Below are 14,070 nucleotides of genomic sequence, written 5' to 3' on the forward strand. Positions count from 1 at the left end.
AATTATATTGTAAAAAATGAGTAAGCTTAAACATATAAACATTGCCAGTTTTATTCCTGAAAAAGGAATCAATAGTCAGGAAATTAACCTCTCGTACCAACTTTTTGGAAGAGAATTACATACAGCACCTATAGTTTTGGTTAATCACGCCCTAACAGGAAACAGCAATGTAGCTGGTAATAATGGTTGGTGGCAAGATTTGGTAGGTAATAATAAAGTAATAGATACTGAACAATATACCATTTTATCGTTTAATATCCCTGGCAATGGATTTGATGGTTTTGTAGTAGATAATTACAAAGATTTTGTTGCTAGAGATATTGCAAAACTTTTTTTAATAGGTTTACAGGAACTCCAAATAAATGAATTATTTGCAATTATTGGTGGCTCATTAGGTGGTGGAATTGCTTGGGAAATGGCAGTTTTAAACCCGCCTATTACAAAGCATTTAATTGCAGTTGCAACCGATTGGAAATCGACCGATTGGTTAATTGCAAATTGTCAAATTCAAGAACAATTTTTATCGAACTCTTGTAATCCTGTGCACGATGCGCGTATGCATGCGATGTTGTGTTACAGAACTCCTGAATCGTTTAAAGAAAGATTTCAGAGGTCAAAAAACGAGGAGTTAGAAATTTTTAGTGTAGAAAGTTGGTTGTTGCATCACGGTAAAAAATTACAAGAACGTTTTCAATTATCTGCGTATAAATTAATGAATCAATTATTAAAAACAATTGATGTAACCACAGGAAGAGAAGCGACCATTTTAGATACAATAAAAGCAAGTATTCATATCATTGGCGTAGATTCTGACCTGTTTTTTTCTGCTGAAGAAAATAAAGAAACACACAAACACTTGGCTTTAACAAATCCAAAAGTTACTTATAACGAAATAAATTCGGTTCACGGGCATGATGCTTTTTTAATGGAATATGAACAATTAGAAAAAATTATAGAACCAATATTTAAACAGAGTTCTAAAAAAAATAAGATGAAAGTAGTAAAATTTGGAGGAAAATCATTAGCAAATGGTATTGGAATAGAAAGTTCATTAAAAATCATTTCTAATAATATAAAAAAGGGTGAAAAAATCACAGTTGTTGTTTCTGCAAGAGGTGAAACAACAGATCATTTGGAATCTATTTTAGAAAAAGCAAAAAATAGTTTACCCTATATTGAAGAGTTTGAAGCGCTAAAAAAATATCAACTAGAAGTTGATGAAACGGCAAATTTATCTGTTGAATTTCAATTGCTTGATGAAATTTTTAGAGGGGTAAATTTGTTAGGAGATTATACTCCAAAAGTGAAAGACCAAGTTTTGGCCCAAGGCGAAATTTTATCAGGAAAAACAATTACTCATTTGTTAAATAAACAGGGGGTAAAAGCAAATTTTGTAGATTCTCGCACCTTATTAAAAACCAATAACCAGTTTGGAAAAGCATTACTTTTTGAAAGTATTTCAGAAGAAAATGTAATTGAGCACTACAGAAAAAATAATGGGGATGTAACTCAAATTATTACTGGTTTTATTGCATCAAATTTAAACGGGGAAACCACTACTTTGGGGAGAAATGGAAGTAATTATACAGCTTCTTTATTAGCAAATTATTTAAATGCAGCGGAATTTCAAAATTATACGCACGTAAGCGGAATTTATACTGCAGATCCTGCTTTGGTTGAGAACTCCAAAAAAATCGAGAAGCTTTCCTATCAGGAAGCCAATGAAATGGCAAATTTTGGAGCCAATATTTTACATGCGAAAACAATTATACCTTTAATTGAAAAAAATATTCCACTTAGAATCTTAAATACTTTCGACCCAGATAATCCAGGAACTTTAATTGGTTCAGAATCAGAAATAGGAGGGATAAAATCATTGTCGGTTGATGAAGATGTTGCTTTGGTGAATTTAATTGGGCGTGGTTTATTAGGGAAAGTTGGTGTAGATGGACGAATTTTTACAGCATTAGGAAAAGAAAATATTAGCGTAAGCATTATTTCCCAAGGTTCATCGGAAAGAGGAATTGGATTTATTGTGGATGCTAAAAATGGGTATAAGGCAAAAATAGTATTGGAAAATGAGTTTAAAAGTGAATTTGAAAGTAAAGATGTAAGTCAGATTTATGTTACCGAAAAAGTTTCAGTAATTTCAATTATTGGACAAAGTCTTCATTCTTTTAATCAACCTTACAGTGCATTAATTAAAAATAATATTACACCAATTTTAATCAATAATACGGTAACAGGAGAAAATGTTTGTTTGGTTGTAAAACAATCGGATCTTCATAAAGCGGTTAATGTAATTCACGGTGAAATTTTTGGAATTTCTAAAAATATTAACATCGCTATTTTTGGGAAAGGATTGGTTGGTGGAACACTAATTGAGCAACTATTAAAAAGTAAGGAGAATATAATTAAACGAAAAAACATAAATCTTAATGTATTTGCTATTGCAAATTCTTCAAAAGTTTTGCTGAATAAAAATGGTGTTTCCATAAAATGGAAGAAAGAATTAGAAAAAAGTGAAATAAATAATAATATTCAAAATATTATTGATTTTGCAGAAAAAAACCACTTAGAAAACTTAATTGCAATAGATAATACTTCAAGCGGTGAGTTTGTAAAAAATTATATTGATTTAGTTGAAAACGGCTTCGATTTAGTTTCTTCAAATAAAATAGCCAATACGTTAAGTTATTCATTTTATAATCAATTGAGAGGTAAATTAAAGGAGCATAAAAAAACATATTTATACGAAACTAATGTTGGTGCAGGCTTACCATTAATAGACACTATAAAGTTATTGCACGATTCTGGGGAAAATATTACACGAATTAGAGGTGTTTTTTCTGGTTCTTTAAGTTATTTGTTTAATAATTATTCGATTCAAAATAGACCATTTAGTGAGGTTTTACAGGAAGCAATAGATAGTGGATTTACGGAACCAGATCCGAGAGAAGATTTATGTGGTAATGATGTTGGTCGCAAATTATTAATTTTAGCCAGAGAACTTGATTTACAAAATGAATTTGAGGATGTAATTATTGAAAATTTAATTCCAACAAATTTACAGGAAGGTTCTATAAATCAGTTTTTAAATAAATTAGATAAAATGAATACCTTTTATCAAAATATAAAAGACAATCAAAAAGACAATCATGTGTTACGTTACATAGGCGATTTGTCTGGAAATTTGCAAGAAGACAAAGGGATTTTAGAAGTAAAATTAATTTCTGTTTCAGCAAATAGTGCTTTAGGGCAAATACAAGGAGCTGATGCTATTTTTGAAATATTTACAGAATCGTATGGAGAAAAACCAATTGTTATTCAAGGTGCTGGAGCAGGAGCTTCAGTAACAGCAAGAGGTGTTTTTGGAGATATTTTACGATTAGCGCAGAAAAATTAGCCCCCTAACCCCCGAAGGGGGAATGAAGTCGGGAGACCAAAGACAAAAGATTGATGGCTGAGCGTAGTCGAAGCCGAATACCAAATACAGGATACCAGATACTAAATACATAAAAAAATGAGTGATAAAAATTTTGAAACCAAAGCAATTAGAACGCAAATAGAGCGATCACAATTTCAAGAGCATTCAACTCCCTTATACTTAACTTCAAGTTTTGTGTTTGAAGATGCGGAAGATATGAGAGCTTCATTTAGCGAAGAAAAAGAACGAAATATTTATTCTCGTTTTAGCAATCCAAATACATCTGAATTTGTAGAAAAAGTTGTAAAAATGGAAGGTGCTGAAGAAGGTTATGCGTTTGCAACTGGTATGGCGGCTATTTTTTCAACATTTGCGGCTTTGTTAAATAGTGGAGATCATATTGTTTCAGTTCGTGCTGTTTTTGGCTCTACACATACCTTATTTACAAAGTATTTTCCAAAATGGAATATTGAAACATCGTATTTTGATATTAATAATCCTTCAGAAATTGAAGCTTTAATAAAACCTTCAACAAAAATTTTATATGCAGAATCACCAACAAATCCCGGAGTCGATATTATTGATTTAGAATTGTTAGGTGAAATTGCTAAAAAACATCATTTGTTACTGGTAATAGATAACTGTTTTGCTACACCTTATATTCAGCAACCTATATCGTATGGAGCCGATTTGGTGATTCATTCAGCAACAAAATTAATGGACGGTCAAGGTCGTGTTTTGGGAGGTGTGGTCGTTGGAAAAGCAGATTTAATTCGAGAAATATATTTATTTTCTCGTAATACGGGTCCGGCATTATCACCTTTTAACGCATGGGTTTTATCAAAAAGTTTAGAAACACTTGCTGTTAGGGTAGACCGGCATTGTGAAAATGCACTTAAATTAGCAGAATTTTTAGAAAATCATAAGCAAGTTTCAACAATAAAATACCCATTTTTACCATCACATCCACAGTACAAAATTGCAAAAAAACAGATGAAATTAGGTGGAAATATTATCGCTATAGAAGTGAAAGGTGCATTGGAAGCAGGAAAAAAGTTTTTAAATGCTATTAAAATGTGTTCGTTATCTGCTAATTTGGGAGATACGCGTACTATTGTTACGCATCCGGCATCAACAACACATAGTAAATTAACTACAGATGAACAATTGGCTGCAGGTATAACTCCTGGTTTAGTAAGAATTTCAGTTGGTTTAGAGAATGTAAATGATGTAATTAATGATATCAATCAAGCCTTAAATAGTTAAAAATATTAATGAATTTTACGAATATGTGAATTATGTAACGATAAGTGTTTTATAAGTCTACCAAATTAGTAGACTAATAAAAAAATATGTAATTTTGGTGATTATAAATCGTAGATTATTTAGTGTGATTGATCAGATAATACAATCAACAAACGAAGAACGTTTTGAAAATGCAATCAAATCAGAAAAACCAATTCGCAGTGTTGTTAAAGCAATAAGTTGGAGAATAGTTGGTACAATAGATACTATTTTAATTTCGTGGATAATAACAGGTGAAATTTCAATGGCATTAACAATAGGTTCAATAGAAGTAATCACTAAAATGATTCTGTATTTTTTTCACGAACGATTATGGAACATTATAAAATGGGGTAAATAATGAAAGAATTAGATATTGATAAATTAAATGAAGAATTAAAGGGGAAGTCACCTTTTGAAATTATTTTAAAGGTTTTAGAATTTGCTAAAAACCCTGTGGTAACTACCAATTTTAGGCCTTACGAAGTTGCAATTTTGCATGCATGTGTTCTAATTAAAAAGGACCTTAAAGTTATTTGGTGCGACACAGGCTACAACACCCCACAAACCTATAAACATGCATTTGAGCTTATTGAAAAGTTAAAATTAAATGTTCATTTGTATGTACCAAATGAATCATCAGCGTATAGAGATGCTTTTATGGGAATACCAGGTATTGAAGATCCTATGCATAAAATATTTACGTATCAAGTTAAATTAGAGCCTTTTAATAGAGCAATGAAAGAACATAAACCCGATGTTTGGTTTACAAATTTAAGAATCGGACAAACCGAATTTAGAAATAGTATTGATGTAGTTTCATTAAGTAGAGAGGGCGTTTTAAAAGTAAGTCCGTTTTATAATTGGACAGATGAACAACTTGATATCTATTTAGATCAACACAAACTACCAAACGAATTTAAATATTTCGACCCAACAAAAGTATTAGGAAATAGAGAATGTGGGTTACACAATTAAACAAAAATGACAGAGAAACTACATATTAACGCCCTCGAAAACGAGGCAATTTACATTTTTAGAGAAGTTGCCGCACAATTTGAAAAACCAGTATTATTATTTTCTGGCGGAAAAGATTCCATAACATTGGTTAGACTTGCTCAAAAAGCATTTTATCCGGCTAAAATTCCGTTTCCTTTGATGCACATTGATACAGGGCATAATTTTCCTGAAACTATTGAATTTAGAGACAGATTGGTGGAAGAATTAGGCCTTGAATTGATTGTTAGAAATGTACAAGATAGCATTGATCAAGGAAAAGTAAAAGAAGAATCGGGAAGATATTCTAGCCGAAACACTTTGCAAACTACTACACTTTTAGATGCAATTGAAGAATTTAAATTTGATGCGTGTATTGGTGGAGCCAGAAGAGATGAAGAAAAAGCGAGAGCTAAAGAACGAATTTTTTCAGTTCGTGACGATTTTGGACAATGGGATGAAAAAAACCAACGACCTGAATTATTTGATATGTTAAATGGTCAAATTCATTTAGGGCAAAATGTACGTGTTTTCCCTATTTCGAATTGGACTGAATTAGATGTTTGGACGTATATTCAAAATGAAGATCTTGAAATTCCTTCCATTTATTTTTCTCATAAACGCGAAATCTTTGTAAGAGATGGTCTTATTTGGTCGGCTTCGGAACATGTGTATAAAGATGAAGATGAAGAAATTGAAGAACGGATGGTTCGTTTTAGAACAGTTGGAGATATGAGTTGTACAGCAGCAGTAGATTCTTATGCAGCAACAATAAGTGAAGTTGTTTCAGAAATTAGAGATTCGAGTATTTCAGAACGTGGCGCACGAATTGATGATAAAAGATCTGAAGCTGCTATGGAAAAACGTAAACAACAAGGGTACTTTTAAGCCCCCTTACCCCCGAAGGGGGGATTTGTTAGTGGGTAGTAAAAAAAATAAAAATAATAATAAAATATTCCTCCCCTTTGGGGAGGTTAGGTTGGGTTTATGGAAGTTTTAAAAATAGCAACAGCAGGAAGTGTTGATGATGGAAAGAGTACTTTAATTGGACGATTATTGTACGATACAAAATCGTTAACCGATGATAAATTAGAAGCTATAGCACATAGTAGTAAGAAAAAAGGATATGATTATTTAGATTTTTCTTTGGCTACAGATGGTTTAGTAGCTGAACGTGAGCAAGGAATTACAATAGATGTGGCTCATATTTATTTTTCTACCAAAACAAGAAGTTACATTATTGCAGATACGCCTGGTCATGTTGAATATACCAGAAATATGGTTACGGGAGCATCAACTTCTCAAGCAGCTATTATTTTAATTGATGCAAGACATGGTGTTATTGAACAAACCTATCGTCACTTTTTTATCAATAATTTATTGCGAATTAAAGATGTAATTGTTGCCATAAATAAAATGGATTTGGTCGATTTTTCAGAAGAAAGATATAACCAAATTAAAGCAGATTTTGAAGTTTTAGTGGGTAAAAGTGATTATGAAGATCAGCACATTACCTACATTCCTGTGAGTGCATTAAAAGGAGATAATGTAGTTGAAAAATCAATTAATATGGATTGGTTTAAAGGGCAAACATTATTGGAACATTTAGAAAAATTGGATGCTATAAATATTTATAATAGAGGAAAAATGCGATTTCCGGTTCAGTTTGTCATTCGACCTAAAAAAGAAGAATTTCACGATTTTAGAAGTTATGCTGGTAAGGTTTATGGTGGAGAAATAAATGTTGGCGATGAGGTTATAGTGCTGCCCTCAGAAACAAAAACAAAAATTAAAGAAATTTACTTCTACGATCAAAAATTTGATACAGCGGCTCGAAGATCTTCCATATCTGTAACACTTGAAGATAATGTAAATGTAAGCAGGGGAGATATGATTGTAAAAGTAAATGAATTACCAAAAATTCAAAAACAGTTTACAGCAACGGTTTCTTGGATGGATGCAAAGGATTTGGTAACCGGTTCAAAATATGTATTACAACATGGAGTAAATAAAGTGTTGGCTAAAGTAAGTGCGATAAACAATAAAATTGAAACCGATTTTTCGGGTATAGAAACCAATGTTTCAAGTTTAAAAATGAATGATATTGCTTCAGTATCATTTCATTTAAATAAACCAATTTTTTTCGATTCCTTTAAAGAACATCGCACAAATGGAGCCTTTATTTTAATAGATCCACAAACAAATAATACAGCAGGGGCTGGATTTATTGAATAAGGAAATATCTTATTTTTTTAATTAACAATATCTATTTTATGATATCACCATTGCTAAGCCATTTACTAATTCCTTTTATAATTGCTATGTTTTTAGCAATTACCATGGGAGGAAGTGGAACAGGGCCAGCTTTTTCTGTAGCATATGGTTCAAATGTTATAAAAAGAAGTTTAATACCTGGGCTTTTTGGTGTCATGGTGTTTTTGGGAGCATTAATAGCAGGTAAAAATACGGCTTCAACTGTTGGAGGTGAGATTCTTCCTTCAGAATTTATGACTTTTACAATTGTTTCAATAATTCTTTTTTCTGTTGCGATTTCGTTATTAATTGCAAACTTAGCGGGTATTCCTCAATCCACAAGTCAATCAACAGTGTTCGCAGTAGTTGCTCCCGCTATCTATTTTAATGAGTTGAATACTGAAAAATTATTTACCGAAATTATACCCACATGGTTTATTTTGCCAATAATTGCCTTTGCTATTTGTTATTTATTTGGGAAATATTTGTACGAACCCATAAAAAACAATGGATTTATAAAATCTCGTTCCGAAAAAATAAATTTAAATCCAGTTTGGAATACCATAATTGTAGTGATGTCTTTATATGTTGCTTTTTCAATTGGCGCTAATAATGTAGCTAATGCTTCAGGACCAATAGCATCAATGACAGCAAATGAATTAAATGTTGATTCAGAAAGTAATTTCACGTTAATTTTAATATTATCAACACTAGTTATTGCTCCAAGTTTTGCAATTGGAAGTTCCATATTTGGAGATAAAATTGTTAAAAATACAGGTAAAGAAATATATTTATTTGGAAAATCAGAAGCTGTTTTAATAGCTTTTGTTTCAGCAAGTTTATTGATACTTGCATCGGTAGTAAAGGGAATCCCAACATCGTTAGTTCAATTAAATGTTGCAGCTATTTTAGGAATTGGAGTTTCAAAATTAGGAGCTAAAAATATTTTTAATAAAACAAAGGTTAAAAAGTTTTTTGTGATGTGGATAATTGCTCCAGTTATTGCATTTTCATTGTCTTTTTTACTGATATTTTTAACAGATAAATTTAAAATTTTATAAATAAAATAGGAAGATGCAAAATATATTTTGCGGATATATATACAATCAAAAACATACAACTAATTAAAAATCATGTTTCTATATGAAGTGGGAATTCTTTTTTACTAACTAAAAAAAATCAAAATCAATGCAAAGTTTTAGAACCGAGATCGAAAATCCGATCGTCGAAAAGGATATTATTGACTTAGAAAATAAAATAAGTCTTTATTACGAAGGTAAAATTGACGAACAACGTTTCAGAAGTTTACGTTTAGCGCGTGGTGTTTATGGCCAACGTCAGTTTGGTGTACAAATGATTCGTATTAAATTACCTTACGGAAAATTAACAAGCGAACAGTTGCACAGAATTGCAAATGTTTCTGATGAATATTCTAGAGGAAGATTGCACATTACTACCCGACAAGATATTCAAATTCATCATGTAAGTTTAGATAGAACCCCTGAACTTTGGGCCGAATTAGAAAAGGATAATATTACCTTACGTGAAGCTTGTGGAAATGCCGTAAGAAACGTGACAGCTAGTGAAACTGCAGGAATTGATCGAAATGAGCCATTTGATGTTTCACCGTATGCACATGCCGTTTTCGAATTCTTTTTACGTAATCCAATTTGCCAGGAATTAGGACGAAAATTTAAAATTTCGTTTTCTGGAACCGATGAAGATACAGCATTGAGTTTTATGCACGATTTGGGTTTTATTGCTAAAATTGAAAATGATGTAGTTGGTTTTAAAATAATGATTGGTGGAGGTTTAGGCTCACAAGCTCGTTTGGCAGATACTTTATTCGAATTTGTTGATGCTGCTAAAATTATTCCTGTTACCGAAGCTGTTTTACGCGTTTTCGATAGATTTGGAGAAAGAACTAAAAGAGCCAGAGCTCGTTTAAAATTTTTAGTAAAAGAAATTGGATTTGATGCATTTGTGCATTTGGTAGAAGAGGAACAAAAAGCGATTTCAAATTCAACCTATAAAATTGATGTTTCTAAATTTGAAAATGAAATTAATCTTCCAGTATTTGAAACTCCTGAAGTACTACTTAAAGATGAAAATCAATTCAACCTTTGGAAAAATTCAAATGTAATTCCACAAAAACAACAAGGATTTGTTGCAATTGGTATTAAAGTTCATTTAGGTGATTTTTATACTGATAAAGCTCGATTGTTGGCAGATTTAGTCAAAAAATATACAGGAAATGACATTCGATTAACATTAAGACAAAATATTTTAATTCGTCATGTGAAAGAGGAATTATTACCTTTTTTTTATGTTGAACTGAATAAATTAGGATTTGCGGAAATAGGGTATAATAGTACGTTGGATATTACTTCTTGTCCAGGAACCGATACGTGTAATTTAGGAATTGCAAGTAGTACCGGAATTACTACTGAATTAGAAAGAGTTTTAAAAACTGAATTTTCACAGTACGCAAATAATAAAGATATTACCATAAAAATTAGTGGATGTATGAACAGTTGTGGACAGCATTCAATGGCTCATATTGGTTTTCAAGGAATGACTATAAAATCAGGCAAATTGGTTGCACCTGCATTGCAGGTGTTATTAGGAGGAGGAATTTTAGGAAATGGTGAAGGAAGAATTTCAGATAAGGTAATTAAGATTCCAAGTAAAAGAGGGCCCGAAGCATTAAGAACGATATTAAATGATTACCAATCAAAAGCACTAGTTGAAGAATCATTTTTGAATTATTACGACCGCCAAGGTGAAATGTATTTTTATAATTTACTAAAATCGTTAAGCAACTCAACAAACTTAGTGCAAAGCGATTTTATAGATTGGGGTGCTGAGGAACAATTTGAAATGGCAGTTGGCGTTGGAGAATGTGCAGGTGTTGTAATCGATTTAATTGCAACCTTATTATTGGATAGTGAAGAAAAATTGGAAAACGCATCAGAATCATTGAAGTTAAATCAATATTCAGATAGTATTTATTATTCCTATACAAGTATCGTAAATACAGCAAAAGCATTATTAATTTCAGAAGGGAAAAATACCAATTCACAGGCTGTTATTATATCAGATTTTGAGGAATATTTTGGGTCTAGAATTGAGTTGGAAAGTTCATTTTCAGATTTTATATACCAGATTCAAAAGAATGAACCAACTAAAGAATTTGCTCAAAAGTATTTAGCCGATGCCCATCGATTTTATAAAAAAGCAACTGAATATAGATTAAATGCACTTACTAATGAATCCTAAATTAAATCATAAAGTTACGTTGATTGGTGCGGGTCCAGGCGATCCCGATTTAATCACAGTAAAAGGAGTAAAAGCCCTCGAAAATGCAAATGTTGTTTTATTTGACGCTTTGATAAATAGAGAGTTGTTGAAATATGCGCCAAATGCAAAACGAATTTTTGTTGGAAAACGAAAAGGAATGCACAGTTATTCACAAGATGAAATTAATGAACTAATAGTAAAAAGTGCTTTTGAATATGGAAATGCGGTTCGTTTAAAAGGCGGAGATTCATTTGTTTTTGGAAGGGGAGCTGAAGAAATAGAATATATTGAATCTTTTGGAATTGAAACGGAAGTTATTTCAGGTATTTCTTCTGCAATAGCGGTTCCCACAAGTATAGGAATTCCTTTAACAAAAAGAGGTGTTTCAGAAAGTTTTTGGGTATTAACAGGCACAACATCTGAGAGGAAACTTTCTAATGATGTTTATTTAGCGGCACAATCTACCGCAACTGTTGTAATTTTAATGGGGATGAGTAAGTTAAGTGAGATTGTTTCAATCTTTAAAAAATTTAACAAAAATGATGTTCCAACTGCCATTATTCAAAATGGAACAACGGCAAATGAAAAAATAGGAGTTGGAACCATCGATTCAATTTTGGAAGTTGTTGCGCAAAATAAATTATCTTCTCCAGCAATTATTGTTATTGGTGAGGTGGTAAAAGAGAGTAATAAATTACGTTTTTTCTATGAGAATATCATTCTAGAAAGCAAACAATTTCAACCAGTTTAAGTTTATTGTCATTTCTGCAAAGGTAGGAATAACTACAAAATTAAATTAGAACAAAAATAAAAACGTGTATTGAATTCTGGGTAGAAAAAACAACAAAGTAAAATGAATCAAAACGAGTTATATCCAATTTTTTTAAAAGTTTCTCAATTAAATGTGCTAATTGTTGGAGGAGGAACCGTGGCTTTGGAGAAATTATCATTTTTGTTAAAATCGAGTCCAAACGCAAATGTTATGGTTGTTTCCATTGATTTTGACGAAGCGTTGTTGGAACTTATAGCTAAATTTAATATTTCAATTGTTAAATCAAGTTACAATAAATCGCTGCTAAAAGATATGCAATTAATAATAGCCGCGACCAACAATCCCCACATAAATAAACAGATTTATGTCGATTCTAAGGCTGAGAATATTTTAATAAATGTTGCCGATACACCGAAATTGTGCGATTTTTATTTAGGCGGAATTGTTACTAAAGGAAATATTAAAATCGCGATTTCAACAAACGGAAAATCGCCAACGTTAGCAAAACGATTGCGTCAGTTTTTTGAAGAAGTTATTCCTGATAATATTGAAGAATTAGCCGAAAACCTGAATTTATATAGAAATACCATAAAAGGAGAATTTTCGAATAAAGTTTCAAAATTGAATGAATTAACCAAGAGTTTACTTTCAAAATAGATATAATTTGGAATTCACTTGTAATTAAACATCTTATTCCGTTTATTTGCAGTTAAGTTCATAAACACATTGATATTAGTTATTAAGAAAGGCAGAGGGAATAGACCTGTTGAAGCCTTAGCAACCCTTTAGAAATAAAGAAGGTGCTACGTTCTACCGCAAAATTTATTGTGGGAAGATAACATAAGAAAAACTTCATAAAGTAGATTCTTCTTTTTTAATAATTATTTGAGCGTTACCACAAGTGGTCGGGCTTTTTGCTATATCTTTTTTTCAAAAAGGATGTCGCTACAATCCCTAACGCAAAATACATAAGCTTAAAAAAATAAGAATGAGTAGTATACAAGAAGAAATAAAAAAGAGAATTTTAGTGTTAGATGGTGCAATGGGTACTATGATTCAGCAATATAAATTTTCGGAAGAAGACTATAGAGGAACACAATTTAAAGATTTTCATATTTCGGTAAAAGGAAATAATGATATGCTTTCCATAACTCAACCCGATTCTATCAAAGAAATTCATAGAAAATATTTAGAAGCTGGAGCTGATATTATTGAAACAAATACTTTTTCAAGCACAACCATTGCAATGGCCGATTATGAAATGGAGCAATATGTATATGAAATTAATTATCAATCAGCGAAAATAGCAAAAGAAGTGGTAGAAGAATTTACAAAATTAAATCCTTCAAAACCACGTTTTATTGCAGGTTCTATCGGTCCAACAAACCGAACAGCAAGTATGTCGCCTGATGTAAATGATCCTGGTTTTAGAGCGGTAACTTTTAACGATTTACGGATAGCTTATAAACAACAAGTTGAAGCATTAATTGATGGCGGAGTAGATGTGTTATTGGTTGAAACGGTTTTTGATACTTTGAATGCAAAAGCAGCACTTTTTGCGATTGAAGAAGTTAAGGATGAAAGAAATATAGCGATTCCAATTATGCTAAGTGGAACAATTACTGATGCTAGTGGAAGAACATTATCTGGTCAAACTGCTGAAGCATTTTTAATTTCAGTTTCTCATATTCCATTGTTAACTATAGGTTTTAATTGTGCATTAGGAGCAAGTCAGTTAACGCCTCATTTAGAAGTATTGGCTCAAAAATCTGATTTAAGAATTTCGGCGCATCCAAATGCGGGTTTACCAAATGCTTTTGGAGAATATGACGAAACGCCACAACAAATGGCAAGTCAAATTAAAGAATATTTAGACAAGAATTTGATAAATATAATTGGTGGTTGTTGCGGTACAACACCTGCACATATTAAAGCAATTGCAGATTTAGTGAAAAATTATAAACCAAGAAGCCCCCTAGCTCCCGAAGGGGAATTTAACGGTGTTTAAAAAGTTTTATTTGTTTAAAAAAGACACAAT

General features: G+C 31.6%; 11 protein-coding genes and 1 riboswitch. All 11 genes read left to right on the top strand.

Annotated elements, in window-relative coordinates; translation table 11 throughout:
• Positions 1-16: 16 nt before the first annotated feature.
• The 11 genes from thrA to Q8S45_RS08080 all read left to right on the top strand — a co-directional run bounded on the left by thrA (position 17) and on the right by Q8S45_RS08080 (position 14,040).
• Positions 17-3,406: a bifunctional aspartate kinase/homoserine dehydrogenase I gene (thrA, locus tag Q8S45_RS08030; protein WP_305603397.1), complete on the top strand. Its 3,390-nt coding sequence runs from the start codon at positions 17-19 to the stop codon at positions 3,404-3,406.
• A 117-nt stretch (positions 3,407-3,523) separates the two neighbouring features.
• Positions 3,524-4,693 carry a PLP-dependent aspartate aminotransferase family protein gene (locus Q8S45_RS08035; protein WP_305603400.1) on the top strand — a complete coding sequence of 390 codons (1,170 nt, stop codon included), beginning with the start codon at positions 3,524-3,526 and terminating at the stop codon, positions 4,691-4,693.
• 124 nt (positions 4,694-4,817) lie between these two features.
• Positions 4,818-5,072 (top strand): DUF2061 domain-containing protein, encoded by a 255-nt coding sequence (locus Q8S45_RS08040; protein WP_305603402.1) that lies wholly within the window; start codon positions 4,818-4,820, stop codon positions 5,070-5,072.
• Positions 5,072-5,689, top strand: a complete 618-nt coding sequence (locus Q8S45_RS08045) for a phosphoadenosine phosphosulfate reductase family protein (protein WP_305603404.1) — start codon at positions 5,072-5,074, stop codon at positions 5,687-5,689. Before Q8S45_RS08040 ends, Q8S45_RS08045 begins: the two co-directional genes overlap by 1 nt.
• Before the next feature lie 6 nt (positions 5,690-5,695).
• Positions 5,696-6,595, top strand: a complete 900-nt coding sequence (gene cysD, locus Q8S45_RS08050; RefSeq protein WP_305603407.1) for a sulfate adenylyltransferase subunit CysD — start codon at positions 5,696-5,698, stop codon at positions 6,593-6,595.
• Positions 6,596-6,694: 99 nt separating this feature from the next.
• Positions 6,695-7,942, top strand: coding sequence for a sulfate adenylyltransferase subunit 1 (locus Q8S45_RS08055; RefSeq protein WP_305603410.1), 1,248 nt, complete (start codon positions 6,695-6,697; stop codon positions 7,940-7,942).
• A 38-nt stretch (positions 7,943-7,980) separates the two neighbouring features.
• Entirely contained in the window at positions 7,981-9,021 is a 1,041-nt protein-coding gene (locus Q8S45_RS08060; protein WP_371132999.1) for an anion permease, read from the top strand.
• 127 nt (positions 9,022-9,148) lie between these two features.
• Positions 9,149-11,239 (top strand): HEPN domain-containing protein, encoded by a 2,091-nt coding sequence (locus tag Q8S45_RS08065; RefSeq protein WP_305603413.1) that lies wholly within the window; start codon positions 9,149-9,151, stop codon positions 11,237-11,239.
• Complete coding sequence (cobA, locus tag Q8S45_RS08070) at positions 11,229-12,011, top strand: uroporphyrinogen-III C-methyltransferase (protein ID WP_305603416.1); 783 nt, start codon at positions 11,229-11,231, stop codon at positions 12,009-12,011. The genes Q8S45_RS08065 and cobA overlap by 11 nt, the downstream gene beginning before the upstream one ends.
• Before the next feature lie 102 nt (positions 12,012-12,113).
• Positions 12,114-12,689: a bifunctional precorrin-2 dehydrogenase/sirohydrochlorin ferrochelatase gene (locus tag Q8S45_RS08075; protein ID WP_305603418.1), complete on the top strand. Its 576-nt coding sequence runs from the start codon at positions 12,114-12,116 to the stop codon at positions 12,687-12,689.
• A 76-nt stretch (positions 12,690-12,765) separates the two neighbouring features.
• Positions 12,766-12,874, top strand: a riboswitch (SAM riboswitch).
• A gap of 146 nt (positions 12,875-13,020) precedes the next feature.
• Positions 13,021-14,040 (top strand): homocysteine S-methyltransferase family protein, encoded by a 1,020-nt coding sequence (locus tag Q8S45_RS08080; protein WP_305603421.1) that lies wholly within the window; start codon positions 13,021-13,023, stop codon positions 14,038-14,040.
• Positions 14,041-14,070 lie beyond the last annotated feature (30 nt).

Origin of the sequence: Lutibacter sp., assembly GCF_030692605.1 — a bacterium.
Taxonomy (GTDB): Bacteria; Bacteroidota; Bacteroidia; order Flavobacteriales; family Flavobacteriaceae; genus Lutibacter.